General features: G+C 71.5%; 17 protein-coding genes. 8 read left to right on the top strand and 9 right to left on the bottom strand.

Going from position 1 to position 14,221, the window contains the following annotated elements:
- Window positions 1-65: 65 nt before the first annotated feature.
- Window positions 66-977, bottom strand: a complete 912-nt coding sequence (locus tag AB0L00_RS20840; protein WP_364436448.1) for an NAD(P)-dependent oxidoreductase — start codon at window positions 975-977, stop codon at window positions 66-68.
- 124 nt (window positions 978-1,101) lie between these two features.
- On the opposite strand from AB0L00_RS20840, the gene AB0L00_RS20835 reads away from it, so the two are divergent.
- Both AB0L00_RS20835 and AB0L00_RS20830 read left to right on the top strand, forming a co-directional pair.
- Window positions 1,102-1,419 (top strand): YciI family protein, encoded by a 318-nt coding sequence (locus AB0L00_RS20835; protein WP_364436445.1) that lies wholly within the window; start codon window positions 1,102-1,104, stop codon window positions 1,417-1,419.
- Window positions 1,416-2,603, top strand: a complete 1,188-nt coding sequence (locus tag AB0L00_RS20830) for an RNA polymerase sigma factor (RefSeq protein ID WP_364436442.1) — start codon at window positions 1,416-1,418, stop codon at window positions 2,601-2,603. Before AB0L00_RS20835 ends, AB0L00_RS20830 begins: the two co-directional genes overlap by 4 nt.
- 4 nt (window positions 2,604-2,607) lie before the next feature.
- On the opposite strand, the gene AB0L00_RS20825 is transcribed toward AB0L00_RS20830, so the two are convergent.
- Together AB0L00_RS20825 and AB0L00_RS20820 are read right to left on the bottom strand one after the other, a co-directional pair.
- Window positions 2,608-3,240, bottom strand: coding sequence for a DedA family protein (locus AB0L00_RS20825; protein WP_364436439.1), 633 nt, complete (start codon window positions 3,238-3,240; stop codon window positions 2,608-2,610).
- A gap of 37 nt (window positions 3,241-3,277) precedes the next feature.
- The gene (locus tag AB0L00_RS20820; protein ID WP_364436437.1) at window positions 3,278-3,523 is read right to left on the bottom strand and encodes a hypothetical protein; all 246 of its coding nucleotides are present in this window, start codon (window positions 3,521-3,523) and stop codon (window positions 3,278-3,280) included.
- A 149-nt stretch (window positions 3,524-3,672) separates the two neighbouring features.
- Between AB0L00_RS20820 and AB0L00_RS20815 the strand changes: the two genes are divergently transcribed.
- The 3 genes from AB0L00_RS20815 (at window position 3,673) to AB0L00_RS20805 (ending at window position 5,781) form a co-directional block, all read left to right on the top strand.
- The gene (locus AB0L00_RS20815) at window positions 3,673-4,578 is read left to right on the top strand and encodes an aminoglycoside phosphotransferase family protein (RefSeq protein ID WP_364436434.1); all 906 of its coding nucleotides are present in this window, start codon (window positions 3,673-3,675) and stop codon (window positions 4,576-4,578) included.
- A gap of 118 nt (window positions 4,579-4,696) precedes the next feature.
- A complete protein-coding gene (locus AB0L00_RS20810; protein ID WP_364436431.1) occupies window positions 4,697-5,305 on the top strand; it encodes a hypothetical protein in 609 nt (202 codons plus the stop codon).
- A gap of 215 nt (window positions 5,306-5,520) precedes the next feature.
- Window positions 5,521-5,781, top strand: a complete 261-nt coding sequence (locus AB0L00_RS20805) for a hypothetical protein (RefSeq protein ID WP_345350179.1) — start codon at window positions 5,521-5,523, stop codon at window positions 5,779-5,781.
- A gap of 10 nt (window positions 5,782-5,791) precedes the next feature.
- Here AB0L00_RS20805 and AB0L00_RS20800 read toward each other — a convergent pair whose 3' ends face one another.
- Both AB0L00_RS20800 and AB0L00_RS20795 read right to left on the bottom strand, forming a co-directional pair.
- A complete protein-coding gene (locus AB0L00_RS20800) occupies window positions 5,792-6,787 on the bottom strand; it encodes a phosphotransferase (RefSeq protein ID WP_364436428.1) in 996 nt (331 codons plus the stop codon).
- A 170-nt stretch (window positions 6,788-6,957) separates the two neighbouring features.
- On the bottom strand, window positions 6,958-7,341 hold the full coding sequence (locus AB0L00_RS20795; protein ID WP_364436425.1) for a hypothetical protein: 384 nt from the start codon (window positions 7,339-7,341) through the stop codon (window positions 6,958-6,960).
- Window positions 7,342-7,450: 109 nt separating this feature from the next.
- Between AB0L00_RS20795 and AB0L00_RS20790 the strand changes: the two genes are divergently transcribed.
- Window positions 7,451-8,068, top strand: a complete 618-nt coding sequence (locus AB0L00_RS20790; RefSeq protein ID WP_364436422.1) for a TetR/AcrR family transcriptional regulator — start codon at window positions 7,451-7,453, stop codon at window positions 8,066-8,068.
- 121 nt (window positions 8,069-8,189) lie between these two features.
- On the opposite strand, the gene AB0L00_RS20785 is transcribed toward AB0L00_RS20790, so the two are convergent.
- The 4 genes from AB0L00_RS20785 to AB0L00_RS20770 all read right to left on the bottom strand — a co-directional run bounded on the left by AB0L00_RS20785 (window position 8,190) and on the right by AB0L00_RS20770 (window position 11,627).
- Window positions 8,190-8,885, bottom strand: a complete 696-nt coding sequence (locus AB0L00_RS20785; RefSeq protein ID WP_364436420.1) for a GNAT family N-acetyltransferase — start codon at window positions 8,883-8,885, stop codon at window positions 8,190-8,192.
- A gap of 57 nt (window positions 8,886-8,942) precedes the next feature.
- Window positions 8,943-9,524, bottom strand: a complete 582-nt coding sequence (locus AB0L00_RS20780; RefSeq protein ID WP_364436417.1) for a helix-turn-helix domain-containing protein — start codon at window positions 9,522-9,524, stop codon at window positions 8,943-8,945.
- 100 nt (window positions 9,525-9,624) lie between these two features.
- A complete protein-coding gene (locus AB0L00_RS20775) occupies window positions 9,625-10,053 on the bottom strand; it encodes a nuclear transport factor 2 family protein (protein WP_364436414.1) in 429 nt (142 codons plus the stop codon).
- Window positions 10,050-11,627, bottom strand: coding sequence for a cytosine permease (locus AB0L00_RS20770; RefSeq protein WP_364436412.1), 1,578 nt, complete (start codon window positions 11,625-11,627; stop codon window positions 10,050-10,052). The genes AB0L00_RS20775 and AB0L00_RS20770 overlap by 4 nt, the downstream gene beginning before the upstream one ends.
- A gap of 153 nt (window positions 11,628-11,780) precedes the next feature.
- On the opposite strand from AB0L00_RS20770, the gene speB reads away from it, so the two are divergent.
- Complete coding sequence (speB, locus tag AB0L00_RS20765; RefSeq protein ID WP_364436409.1) at window positions 11,781-12,755, top strand: agmatinase; 975 nt, start codon at window positions 11,781-11,783, stop codon at window positions 12,753-12,755.
- 2 nt (window positions 12,756-12,757) lie between these two features.
- Window positions 12,758-14,194 (top strand): gamma-aminobutyraldehyde dehydrogenase, encoded by a 1,437-nt coding sequence (locus AB0L00_RS20760; RefSeq protein WP_364436406.1) that lies wholly within the window; start codon window positions 12,758-12,760, stop codon window positions 14,192-14,194.
- Window positions 14,195-14,221 lie beyond the last annotated feature (27 nt).

The following is a 14,221-nucleotide window of genomic DNA, read 5'->3' as shown; positions in this document are numbered from 1 at the left end:
CGACGAGACGCCCGGCCGGGAGCTCCCGGCCGGGCGTCTTCCTCATCCGCGCGGCGTCATCCGGGTCACTCGGCGCGCAGCCACCGGCCGGACTCCTCTTCGAGCAGTCTGACGGCCAGCAGCTCCCCGTCCGCGCTCCCATACCGCGCGGCGGCCCGCTCGTAGATCCGCCTGACCGCCTCGGACACCTCGAAGGGCACCTGGTGCGCGCGGGCGAGCTCGGTCACGGCCGCCAGCTCCTCGTAGCAGCGGTCCACACCGAAGGTCGTCATGTAGTCCCCGGCGAAGAGCGCGTCGAGGTTTCGGCGGATGAAGCGGCTCTCGGCGGCGCTGTCGGCCAGCACCCGGCGGAGCGTGGCCAGGTCGACTCCCATCCGCAGGCCCAGCAGCAAGGACTCGGCCGTGGCCACCGCCTGCCCGAACCAGAGCAGATTGACGATCAGCTTCACGGTGTACCCGCTGCCGTGTCCCCCGACGTGCGTGATCCGGGCGGGATCGCCCAGCACCTCCAGGAGCGGCCGGTGACGCTTCAGCACCGCGCCGTCCCCGCCGACGAAGAACTGCAGCGTCCCCGCCTCGGCGGCGGGCACGCCTCCTCCGACGGGCGCGTCCAGGACGTCGATCCCGCGCGCGTCGGCCAGCCGCCGGATCGGCTCCGCGGCGGCCGGGGAGTTGCTGGACATGTCGATCCACACGGCGCCGGACGGCAGCGCGTCGACCAGCCCGCCGTCGACCATCGCCGCGGCGACCGCCTTGGCGCCGGGCAGCATCGTGATCAGCACGTCCGCGGACCGCGCGGCCTCCGCGGTCACCGGAGTCCACGCGGCGCCGCACGCCTCCACCACGTCCGCACGCGCCGGATCGATGTCGCTCGCCAGCACCCGGTAACCGTCGGCCCGTGCGAGGTTCCGGCACATCGGCGTCCCCATGCGGCCCACGCCGACGAACCCGACTCTCGTACCGTCCACACCGCCCATGACCGACTACTCCCCCGAGGACCACGAGGCGAACCCGCCTCGCTCGCCAAGGTTGACGCACGTGTCGAGAACCGTCCTTCGCCGTTCGTCGTTCCGGAGGGACGATCCCCTTCGAGGAGGAGACATGAAATACCTGCTGCTCGTCTGCGTCGACGAGGACGTGGAGCGAAACGCCGATCCCACCCCCTGGATCGAGGAGATGGAAGGGCGGGGCGTACGGCTGACCGGCAACCGGCTCCGTCCGGTCCGAGACTCGACGACGGTACGCCGGAGGGACGGCGAGCTGCTCATCGCCGACGGGCCGTTCGCCGAGACCAAGGAGCAGATCGGCGGATTCGACATCCTCGAGTGCGCCGACCTCGACGAGGCGATCGAGGTGGCGTCGAAACACCCGGCGGCGGAGTTCGGCACCATCGAACTCCGGCCGTTCTGGACCGAGTGAACGCCCGGGACGCCGTCGCCGCCGCCTACCGCGACGAACGGGCCAAGGTGCTGGCGACCCTCATCCGCCTCACCGGCGACTGGGAACTGGCCGAGGAGTGCGTCCAGGACGCCTTCGAGGCGGCCCTGATCCACTGGCCCGGCGAGGGCGTCCCCCGCCGCCCCGGGGCGTGGCTGACCACGACCGCGCGCAACCGCGCCCTGGACCGGCTGCGCCGCGGCACGGTCGAGGCGGCGAAGCTCAAGGAGGTGGCCGAGGTGCCGGGTTCCGGAGACGGCGCGTGGGACGACGACCGACTGCGGCTGATCTTCACCTGCTGCCATCCCGCGCTCGCGCTGGACGCCCGGGTCGCGCTCACCCTGCGGACGGTCGCCGGCCTGACCACCGAGGAGATCGCCCGGGCGTTCCTGACGCCGGTGACGACGATGGGGCAGCGGCTCTTCCGCGCCAAGCGGAAGATCAAGGAGGCGGGCATCCCGTACCGGGTGCCCCCGCCGGACCTGCTGCCGGAGCGGCTCGCCGGGGTGCTGGGCGTGCTCTACCTGCTGTTCAACGAGGGCTACTCCGGGCGTCGTGAGCTCGCCGAGGAGGCGATCAGGCTCGGCCGGCTGCTGGAACGCCTCATGCCGACCGAGACCGAGGTACGCGGCCTCCTCGCGCTGATGCTGCTGCATCACTCCCGCGTGGACGCGCGGGCGGACCACGACGGTGTCCTGATCCCCCTGGAGGAGCAGGACCGGACCCGATGGCACCACGGGCTGATCGGCGAGGGGGTACGGCTGCTCACCGGGACGGCGACGCCGTACCAGCTCCAGGCCGCCATCGCCGCGTGCCACGCCACCGCGGCCACGCCCGAGGAGACGGACTGGGCACGGATCGCCGCCCTGTACGAGCGGCTGGCGGGCCTCGCGGCCTCCCCCTTCGTCGAACTGAACCGGGCGGTCGCGGTCGCGATGGCCGAAGGGCCGGCGGCCGGGATCGCGCTCGTCGACGCGCTGTCCGACTCCGGCGCGCTGGAGGGCTACCACCTGCTCCCGGCGACCCGCGCGGACCTGCTGCGCCGCCTCGGCCGGTGGGCGGAGGCCGACACCGCCTACCGCCGGGCGCTCGCCCTCGCGCCCGGCGAACCCGAGCGGCACTACCTGCGCCGCCGGCTGGACGAGGTCCGCGGCCGGATCGGCTGAGCGATCATCCGGTGCGGCGACGGCCACGGCGACGGCGGTACCAGTGGTACAGGAGGCGGGCCAGGAGCACCGCGGCCAGACCGGCGAACAGGTAGATCTGGTACCGGAAGACCTGCTGGGAGATCGACGCGATGTGGGTGCCCGCCGCGTACCCCAGCCCCGTCCACATGCCGACCCACAGCACCGCGCCCAGGAGGTTGAAGGCCAGGAACCGTGGCCAGGGCATGCCGGTGATGCCGGCGAGGATCCCGTTCGCCTGGCGGAGCCCCTCGACGAAGCGGGCGATGGTCACCACCTTCCCGCCGTGATGGACGAAGAAGTGCTCCGCGCGGCGCAGGCGCTCGGGCGTGAGCAGCACGTACTTGCCCCACCGGTGGACGAGGGCGGAGCCGCCGGTGCGGCCGATCAGGTAGCCGACGTTGTCCCCCGCCACCGCCGCCGCGACGGCGATGACGCCGATGAGGACGATGTTCAGCCGGCCGGCCCCCGCGTAGACGGACGAGGCGATCAGGATGGTCTCGCCGGGTGCGGGCACACCGAAGTCCTCGACGAAGATCAGCACCCCGACCGCGGCATAGCCGTAGTGGTCGAGTATCGGAGCGAGATGGGCCAGCGGACCGGGCAACGGCGGCGCCATGCCCGTCCCCTACCCGTTCGGGCGCTCCGCCGGGGGCTCAGGCCTCCTCCAGCGCCTCACCCAGGGCGTGCAGCACCCTCCGGTGCTGCTGGTCGGCGAGCCAGTGTCCCGCGCCGACCACCAGCGCGACCGGCCACTCCACCACCTCGAAGGCCGCGAGGAGCCCGAGTCCCGCGTAGTAGACCAGCTTCTCGGGCGGCGGCAGCACCACCTGCCCCAGGACCGGCAGCTCCACAGACCGTCCCAGATGATGTTCGATCTTCTTGATCGCCAACTCGGACATCGCACGGCACCTTCGGCTCGGCATCGCCGTCACCACGACATACCCCCTGCGACCTGGCCTCATTCCAGAGGCCGGTCACATCCGCCCGTCCCCTCGCACGGCGGCAAAACCGGTTGCCCGCGCGGCGGGGCGGCCGTCACACTCCTCCGGTGGTCGACACGTACGAGGACGGACGGGCGGGGATCGACGCGGGGCTGGTGAGGCGGCTGCTCGCGGCGCAGTTCCCCCAGTGGAGCGACCTGCCGGTCAGGCCGGTGCGGGTCGACGGGTGGGACAACCGCACCTACCGGCTCGGCGACGAGATGACGGTACGCCTGCCGACCGCGGCGGGCTACGCCCCGGCGATCGACAAGGAGCACCGCTGGCTGCCGGTCCTCGCCCCGTCGCTGCCGGTCCCGATCCCCACTCCGCTCGCGAAGGGGGCGCCGGGCGAGGGATATCCGTTCCACTGGTCGATCCGCCGCTGGCTGAACGGACGACTCGCCAGGTCGCACCGCATCGCCGACCTGTCCGCGTTCGCCGCCGACGTGGCCGGCTTCATCCGCGCCCTGCAGCGCGTCGACGCCACCGGCGGGCCCGCGGCGGGCGCGCACAGCTTCTACCGAGGCGCCTCCCTGACCCATTACGACGACGAGACCCGGCGCTGTCTCGCCGCACTCGACGGCCGCGTCGACACCCGCCGGGCGGCGGCCGTGTGGGACGCCGCCCTGGATGCCGAGTGGACCGGCTCGCCGGTGTGGTTCCACGGCGACATCGCCGTCAACAACCTGCTGGTCGGCGAGGGGAGGCTGGCCGCCGTCATCGACTTCGGCACCTCCGGGGTCGGCGACCCCGCCTGCGACCTGGTCATCGCGTGGACGTTCTTCGCCGGCGAGAGCCGGGAGACCTTCCGGTCCGCCGTCGACCAGGACCCCGGCACGTGGGCGCGAGCCCGCGGCTGGGCCCTCTGGAAGGCCCTCCTCGGCCTCACCGGGAACGGCTCCGACGCCGCCGACGACCACCATGTGGTCGACCAGGTCCTGGCCGACCACGCGTTCGCTCCCCCTGTCGGGTGACCACGGGATCCGCCGGAGGGCCGAAGGGACCGGTCATCCGGAGGGAGGTCGCCGATCGCGCCGCCTGGGAGCTTCGAGGTACGGGCAACCCGGCCCGTACGTTCGCAAGGAGCCGTACATGGCAATCTCCCTCGCCCGGATCGCGGCGGCCGGGGCCGGTGGCCTCGTCCTGCTGACGGGCACCGCGTCGCAGGCCGCCGCCGCGCCTCCCAAGGAAGGGCACGTCACCGGGGACGCCTGGGTGAAATACTCCCTCGACCCGCAGAATCCCCTGCGGCGCTTCGTCTTCGACGCGCACGGCAACGCGTTCCGGTTCGACGGCAAGCAGATGGTCATGGGGGCCGCCCACGGCACCGTACGGTTCGATCACCCCGTTCCCCAGCCGGACGGCACCGTGCGGCACTACTGGGGCACCGTGCGGGTCGACTACCTGATGACCGCCGGTCCCGTCGCCGTCGTCTCGGGGACCAGCGAGGGCGTGATCGGCGAACCGGACGGTACCCGCATGGCGTTCAGCGTCTACGCCGATCCCCGCGGCCACCGGTACGACCGGATCGGCTTCTCCTGGGGCGCCGTCGACGGCCGGTGCCTCCACATGGGCCTGGCCCCCGCACCCTTCACGACGTACGCGTCCGGCAAGGGATACCGGGTCCGGCACGCCGAACTGCCGGCAGTTCCGGACGGTGCGCAGCCACCTGTCGACCCGCCACCCTGCACCGAGAAATAGAATGTGAGATCATTGTCCTTGTCGTCCTCGATGACCGAGGGCGGCAAGGACCGGTAACGATGTCCTGACCTACCCCGTCTTCGACGGACGGTACGACCGTCCGGGGCCGTGCGGACACGGCCGCAGAGGACGTCGCGGGCGAGAAGGTCGCACACGAGACCACGGACGACTCCGGGTCGGCGGCCTTGCCTCGGACTCAATGGCGAGCCGGGGCGGTGGCCGTCACGTGGAGGTCGGCGCGCTTCCGTTACCGGCTGATCCACAGGAAGAGCTCATTGAAAATCCCCCGCGATCTACGACAGCTTGCCCGCCGTGCCGAAGCCGCCGGCTGGACCATCACCCTGACCAGCAACAACCATCTCGCCTGGAAGCCGCCGTCAGGGCGCACCGTGTTCTGCCCGTCGACACCGTCGGATCACCGCTCCGTCCAGAACGTCATCGGCAAGCTCCGCAGGGCCGGGCTGAACACCCGATGACGGCCGGGGGTCACTTAGGAGAGACCGCCGGGCAGCGCCCGAGGCGGTCGAGGACCCGCGTCAGCGCGGCGGTGGTGCGGTCGCGGACCCGCGCGTACTCCTGCTCCGGATACTGCCGGGGCCCGTTCTCCACCAGCATGATCAGGTACAGGTAGGCCCGGTAGAGGTCGAGGCGGACGCGGGCCGCCGGGGTCAGCTCGAGCGGGGTCACCTCCCGGTAGCCGGCCAGCAGCGGGTCGTCCTCACGCAGTTCACCGAAGATGGTCGGCGTCACGAACTCCGCGAGCGGGTCACCCCAGAACGCCCGCTCGTGGTCGATGATCGCCTGGATCCGCGGCGTGGTGGTCAGATCGAGGAAGACGTTCCCCGGCCACACGTCGAAGTGCACGAGGCGCGGCGTCACCACCTCGTCGAGGACCGGCGAGGCCGCGGTGAGCACCGCGCCGATCTCCTCGACCGGCAGCGGCAACGGCGTCGGGTAACGCTCGACGTCGGCCAGCAGGGCTCCGGCCATCGCGAGGTACGCCGCACGCCAGGTGGGCCCGGTGATCCCCGCGTACGGGTAGCCGAAGACCGCGCCGGTGACCGTGTGCAGCCGCGCGAGGTGGCGGCCCAGCTCCCGGCGGAGCGCGTCCGCCCCGTCCGGCTCGACGTCGTTCCAGGAGACGCCGTCGAGCGCGTCGAGCAGCAGACAGTCACCGCCGAGCACCGGATCGTCGAACACCGCGCCCAGCAGCGTCGGCACCGGCACCCCCGCCGCCGCGGCCAGCTCGTGCGCCTCGGCCTCCGTTCGCAGCAGGAAGCGCTCGTAGCTGAGCTGTTCGAGCTCCGGGGGCGGCGACAGCTTGAGCACCACCTCGCGGCCGTCGTCGAGGGTGAGCCGCCAGACCGCGTTGGCGAACCCGTCCGTCAGCTCGACCGACGCGGCCACGCCCGTACCGAGGGCCCGCCGCGCCAGCGCGTCCAGCTCGGCTCCGGTCAGGCGCCGCTTGGTCCTGCTCTCCACGGCCCGATTGTCCGATCAGACCCGTCGCCCGTCCACCGCGTTTCATCACCTGCCACGGACCCGCGAGTGAATCCAGCGACCACGGGTCTCGATGCCGAGCCGGATGCCCGGATCGGCCGCGGCCTGATCACTGGCATCCACTGCTCTGTAGCGGCAGCGTCCGCCAGTGATCACGCGCGGGGAGCGCGGGTCATCAGGTAGGCCGCAGTCAGGGCGATGGCCAGGCCGCCGTCCCAGCCGATGGTCGAGGCGGCCTCCGCGGCGCCGCCGCGCGCGAGGTAGACGGCGGCGGTCAGGGCCAGTGCCGCCTTGTCGGCGATCAGCAGTGCCCACACCGCGCCGTGCACCCGAGGCCGCAGCGCCACCAGGACGAACAGCCCCGTGCACAGGAACAGCCCGTACATCCGCCAGGTCTGGACGACCAGCACCGTGTCATCGGCCCGGGTGACATCGGAGATGGCCGAGACCGCGGCGGCCAGCGCCGACACGGCCACGAGCCAGGTGAGCACGCGGCCGGCGGCCCGCCGTCGGGACGGGACAACGGCGACGGACATCGAAGGATTCATGATCAGCTCCCCTATGCGACAGGGTGTCGCGTTAGCGGGTAGCATGACATGCCGAGACGCTTGATGCAACGAGTTGTCGCATTAGATCCGAGGAGCCATGTCACAGGCCCGGCCCGGAGGCCGCACCGCACGCACCCGCACGGCCGTGCTCGAAGCGGTCATCGACCAACTGACCGAGACCGGATACGCGGGGCTCAGCGTCGACGCCGTCGCCCGTCGCGCGGGCGTCCACAAGGCGACGCTCTACCGCCGCTGGGGCACCGTCGACGGCCTCCTGCTCGACGCGCTGACGCTCTTCGCCGACCGGTCCGTGGCCATGCCGGACACCGGCACCCTCGACGGCGACCTGCGCGACCTCGCCCGCTCCGCCCTCGCGATCCTCACCGACCGCGCCGGGCAGGCACTGATCCGCGCGGTGGTGTCGGCCGGCCACGACAGCCAGGTCGCCGAGGTCATCCGCGCCTTCTGGACCGGTCACAACACGATGGTCGCCCGCATCGTCGAACGGGCCGCCGACCGTGGCGAACTCCCCGCCGACACCGACCCCGCCGACGTGTCCCGCGCCATCGGCGCTCCCCTGTACATGCGCCTGCTCGTCACCGCCGAACCCCTCGACACCGCGGCCGCCGACCAGTCCGCGGCCGCCGTGGCCGCCGCCGCCCGCGCCGGCGTCTTCACCCGCCCCACAGCCCAGGACGCCGAACCCCCCGCCTGATGGCCTGTCCGCCTTTGGCAGCCCCGACGCGCGGCACCCGAGCGGTCCGCTGGCGACTACTGTCGCGCGCTGGCCGGATCGCGAAATACCGGCCGGTGCTCCTATGACCGGCTGCGTCGGGTCAGCGGGCTGCCGGATCCGGCGCGGGGGGCAGGTCCAGCATCATGTCGAGCGATAGAGAGCCATCCGCCTCGGTGAAGAAGCCGACCGGTCGGAAGCCGTTCTTCTCGTAGTAGCGGATGGCGCGGGGATTGTCAGCGCGGACGCCGCCCCACAGGATGATCCTCGTCCTGCCGAGCAGCCGTGCGACCTCCGTGATGAGCGGGATGACGATCGTCCCGACGCCCCGGCCCTGGTAGTCATCCGCCAAAGTGGGGCCGAAGCGGCAGTCAGTCGTCTCAGCGAGGCGGATGCCCGCCTCCTGGTAGCGCGAGACGTCCGCGGAGGTCAGATCGAGGCTGAATTCGAGCAGGCCGACGATCCTGCCGGACGGTACCTCCTCGAGCACCAGCCTGAGCTTGTCGTAGCGCGCGATCGCGTCACACAGCTCCCGGGCGGTCGCGAGGTCGTACCCTTCGAACGTACTGAACCGCCGTGATTCGCAGGACAGGGCCTCGAGGAACGCGGCCAAGTGCTCCGTGTCGGCGTGCGTCAGCGGGCGGAAGATGACCTCCGAACCGTCATGAGATTTCAGACGGTTCGTCAGGCGAAGGGGATCCTCAGCGATCTCCGTCAGCGTAAGCACCCAGCAGCCTCTCTCCGTACCAGCTTCGACGAGACGACCTCTGCTACCGAGATTCCGTAAGACCGGTCGCATCCGCCAGTGTCATTCCGTTTCCGCGCCGTCTGAGCCGCACCATCCGTTGCGGCGGGGTCAGGATTCCCAAGGGGCGGGGACGATGACCCACAGCGCCTCGGTGCTGGCGCTGTCGTCGGGGTTGAGCCAGCTGTGCGGCTCGCGGCCGGAGAACGTCAGCGTGTCGCCTTCGGCCAGTAGCGTCGCCGACTCACTGAACTGCACCCGGAGGGTGCCGCGCAGGACGTGCACGACCTCGACCTCGCAGTTCAGGGTGTACAGCTCCGCGCCGCCGGTGCCGCCGGGCTCGATGACGGAGCGCACGAGCTGGACCCGCCCCTGGCCGCGTGGGGTCAGGAGGCGTTCTTCCGCACCGTGGCCGGTGAGCTGGATCTCCGGCGCGTCGTCCTTGCGGACGACGTCGGTCTTCGGCGCGGTGAACAGCTCGCCGACCGGCAGCGACAGCGCGGCGCACACCGTCACCAGCGTCGACACGCTGGGCGAGGTGACGTCCCGCTCGATCCGGCTGATGAAGCCCTTGGTCAGCCCGGTGCTCTGCGCGACCTGGTCGATCGTCAGGCCCTGGCGCTGCCGCGCGTCGCGCAGTCGGGCGCCGATACGAAGCTCCTGGTGGCCGGCGGCGATCGGCACTGACTTCATCCGACCCCTTCGTCCTGTCGTGTGTGCCGGGCCGACGGCGCGGCGGCGGCCGGTCCGGGCCGCCGTCCGCACTCTACTGGGCCGGTCGATTCACCGATCGTCACCGGTGGCCGGGGGCGGGTGACAGGTGCTCGTGGACGGCCAGCCAGCGCGGGCCGACCCGCTCGAAGACGATGGTCTCGCGCTCGAACACGGTGCTGGTCTCGCCCTGCGCCGCGACGTTGGTCTCCACGTCATGGCTGAACACGGCGCCGTCGCGGCCGACCATCCGTACCTCGCCGTTGCGCGAGCGGCAGGACAGGACGCGGAAGCCGTCCTCGGTCTCCCAGCGCTCCCACAACCGCTCGTACTCGGCGCGCGACCCGAGCCGTGCGTCGGTGGTGTGGAAGATGAAGGTCGCGTCGGCGGTGAAGGCGTCGAAGTAGGCGGCGGTGTCGTGGCGGGCGAACGCGGTCACGAGGTCGCGTGCCGCGGCGAGCACCTCCTCGGCGTCGGACGCCACGGCCGTCTCCTCGGCTCGGTCGATCATGCGTTGGGCCTTTCTTCAGGACTGCCGGCGAGGACCTTGGTCCGGTGCCGTACGCGGTGGACGGACGCCTTGGGATCGTCGACGACCGCCGGCCTGGCGCCGGACCGAACGGGCACGACCCGCGGTCCCTCGTCGGGGAAGACGTAGGAGGGTTCGGGGAACAGGTACAGGGCGGCGACGTACAGCACCACGGCGCTGACCAGGGTGACGACGAGGCTGATGTCGATCCCGCCCGCGACGTCGCGGAACGGCCCCCGCAGCAGCGGCGGGACGTTCGCGAACAGCAGGCCCGCCGCCGTGGCGACGATCCAGGTGGCCATCGAGCGCCAGTTGACGCCGCGGTTGAACCAGTACGCTCCGCCGCGCTGGCCGCGGTTGAAGACCTGCAGGTCCGCCGACACGTAGTGGCCCCGGCGCACGAAGTAGCCGATCGACATGATCACCATCCACGGCGACGTGCAAAGGATGATCAGCGTGGCGAACGCGTTGATGCTGTCGACCAGGTTGAACACGAACCGGCCGACGATGATGAAGACGAACGCCAGTGTGCCGATGAGCAGGGTCGACCGAACCCGGTTGAGCCGGGGGAACACCGAGGAGAAGTCCAGGCCGGTGCCGTACAGCGCGGTGACGCCGGTGGACATGCCGCCCAGGAAGGCCACCACGAGCAGCAGCAGCGCGTACCAGAGCGGGGAGATCTTGATCAGGCCGGCGGTGTAGTCGGCCGCGTTCGTGACGAGTGTCGCGGTGGCGACGCCGAACAGGAACGGGATCAGGCTGCAGAGCTGGGCGAAGAACGGCGCCGCCATCAGTGTGCGGGGCCGGTGCGTGTCCGGGATGTAGCGCGACCAGTCCCCCAGGAAGGCGCCGAAGGAGATCGGGTTGGCCATCGTGATGAGGACGGAGGCGACGAACGTCGCGGTGAACGACCCGCCGAGGTAGAGGTGCGGGTCGCCGGCGTACGAGGCGTGGAAGGTCCCCGAGTACGCGACGATCGCCAGCAGGATGAGCGCCGTGCCGAGGACGACCACGACCTTGTTCACCAGCAGCATGAACGCGTAGCCGTACACGCAGATCACGATGACCAGCAGGCCGAACGCCGCGTAGACGAGGCCGCGCACCAGGTCGTTGTCCGGCACGTGGAACAGCCGGTTCGCCCCTCCGACGAACGCGTCGCCGCTGACCCAGACGGAGATCGCGTAGAAGGCGATCGCGGTGAGCAGCGACAGGTACGAGCCGACGATCCGGCCGACGACGCCGAAGTGCGCCCCGGACGACACCGCGTTGTTGGTGCCGTTGCGCGGGCCGAACAGGGCCATCGGCGACAGGATGAGCGCGCCGAGGAACACGCCGGTGACCGTGGCGAGCACGGCGTTCCAGAAGGACAGGCCCGAGGCGATCGGGATCGTGCCGAGGATGATGGTCGCGAACGTGTTGGCGCCGCCGAACGTGATGCGGAACAGGTCGAGCGGCCGGGAGTGCCGGTGGTCGGCCGGGATCGTCTCGATCCCGTAGGGCTCGACCTCGGTGGCCTTCGGCCGTGCGGCGGGTTCGTCGACGGACTCGGGGGTCATCTGGCTCCTTTCCCGCTGTTTGTGCAGGTTAGTGGGGGTTTGCGGAGTAACGCGCCTGCCGAGTGGTGCGTAATGCTTGCAGATGGTTTCTTCACAGACAACCCCTGTTGCCCTATGGTTACCTCGCCAGGTAAGGACGAGAGGAACCCCCGCATGTCTGACGACCTGCCGCGCAGCACTGAGAACGGCCGCGTCGGCCCGGTGGTGGCCAGCGTCGTGCCCCGCTTCGCCGGGCCCGCGACCTTCGCCCGGCTCCCCCGGCTCGACGAGGTCTCCGACGTCGACGTCGCCGTGGTCGGCGTGCCCTTCGACGCCGGTGTGAGCTACCGGCCGGGCGCCCGGTTCGGCCCCGCGCACGTACGGGAGTCGTCCCGGCTGCTGCGCCCGTACAACCCGGCGCTCGACGTCAGCCCGTTCGGCCGGCAGCAGGTCGCCGACGCGGGCGACATCGCGGTCAACCCGTTCTCGATCGACGAGGCCGTACGGGCGATCGAGGCGGGCTCGGACGCGCTGCTCGACCGGGTGGGCCGGCTGCTGACGATCGGCGGCGACCACACGATCGCCCTCCCCCTGCTGCGGTCGCTGACGCGCCGCCACGGTCCGGTCGCCGTAGTCCACTTCGACGCGCACCTGGACACCTGGGACACCTACTTCGGCGCGGCCACCACGCACGGCACCCCGTTCCGCCGGGCGTCCGAGGAGGGCCTGCTCGACCTGTCCGGCTGCCTGCACGTCGGCATCCGGGGCCCGCTGTACGACGCGGCGGACCTGACCGAGGACGCCGAGCTCGGCTTCCAGGCGGTGCACGCCCGGGAGATGGAGGACCTCGGCACGCGCGGCGTGGTCGAGCGGATCCGCGAGCGGGTGGAGGACCGCCCGGTGTACGTCTCGGTCGACATCGACGTGCTCGACCCGGCCTTCGCGCCCGGCACCGGAACGCCCGAGTCCGGCGGCCTGCTCAGCCGTGAGCTGCTCGCCATCCTCCGCGCGTTCGCCGGTCTGAACCTCGTCGGCGCCGACATCGTCGAGGTCGCGCCGGCCTACGACCACGCCGAGATCACCGGCATCGCGGCCTCCCACGCGGCGTACGAACTGCTGTCCGCGATGGCCCTGAGCGACGGGAAGTGACCATGGAGCACATCCGGAACGTCATCGCCGGCAGGAGTGTCGACGCGGCCTCCGGCCGTACGAGCGAGGTGATCGACCCATCGACGGGCGAGGTCTACGCGACCGCGCCGGTCTCCGGGAGCGAGGACGTCCACGCGGCGTTCGCCGCGGCGGAGCGGGCGTTCGAGACGTGGCGGGACACGACGCCGTCGGAGCGGCAGCGCGCGCTGCTGGCGATCGCCGACGCCATGGAGGCGCGGGCCGAGGAGTTCGTCCGCGTCGAGGTGCGCGATACCGGCAAGCCCGTCGCGCTGACGGCGACGGACGAGCTGCCGCCGATCGTCGACCAGATCCGGTTCTTCGCGGGCGCCGCCCGCATGCTGGAGGGTCGTTCGGCGGGCGAGTACGCGCCCGGCCTGACCTCGGTGATCCGGCGGGAGCCGATCGGCGTGTGCGGCCAGATCACCCCGTGGAACTACCCGCTGATGATGGCGGTGTGGAAGTGGGCCCCGGCCGTCGCCGCCGGGAACACCGTCGTGCTCAAGCCGTCGGACACGACCCCGGCCAGCACGGTCCTGATGGCCGAGCTGATGCACGAGGTGCTGCCGCCCGGCGTCGTCAACGTCGTGTGCGGCGACCGCGAGACCGGCCGGCTCGTCGTCGACTCACCGGTCCCGCAGATGGTGTCCATCACCGGTTCGGTCCGGGCCGGCATGGAGGTCGCCTCGGCGGCGTCCCGTGACCTGAAGCGCGTGCACCTGGAGCTGGGCGGCAAGGCGCCGGTCGTCGTGTTCGACGACGCCGACGTCGCGGCCGCCGCCGAGGGCATCGCGGCGGCGGGGTACTTCAACGCCGGGCAGGACTGCACCGCCGCCACCCGCGTGCTCGCGGCCCCGGGGATCCACGACGACCTCGTCGCCGCGCTCGCCGAGCAGGCCCGCGCGACCCGCACCGGGCGGCCCGACGACGCGGACGTGGCGTTCGGCCCGCTCAACAACGCCGGGCAGCTCGACCGCGTGCGGGGCTTCCTGTCCCGGCTGCCCGACCACGCCACGGTCGAGGCCGGCGGCGACCGCCTCGGCGGCGACCTGGCGTCCGGCTACTTCCACGAGCCGACCGTCGTCTCCGGGCTGCGGCAGGACGACGAGATCGTGCAGAACGAGGTGTTCGGCCCGGTCATCACCGTGCAGCGGTTCACGGACGAGGACGAGGCCGTACGGTGGGCCAACGGCGTCGACTACGGCCTGGCGTCCAGCGTGTGGACCCGCGACCACGGCCGCGCCATGCGCGTGACGCGGCGCCTGGACTTCGGCTGCGTCTGGGTCAACACCCACGGCGTCCTCGTCGCCGAGATGCCGCACGGCGGCTTCAAGCACTCCGGATATGGCAAGGACCTGTCGATGTACGGGTTCGAGGACTACACCCGGATCAAACACGTCATGCACCACATCGCATACTGAGCGGCACACACCGCACCACCTGGAGAA

Source organism: Actinoallomurus sp. NPDC052308, assembly GCF_040679195.1.
Taxonomy (GTDB): Bacteria; Actinomycetota; Actinomycetes; order Streptosporangiales; family Streptosporangiaceae; genus Actinoallomurus; species Actinoallomurus liliacearum.
The sequence above is the reverse complement of the archived record's forward strand: the minus strand, read 5'-3'. Positions and strand labels throughout refer to the sequence as shown.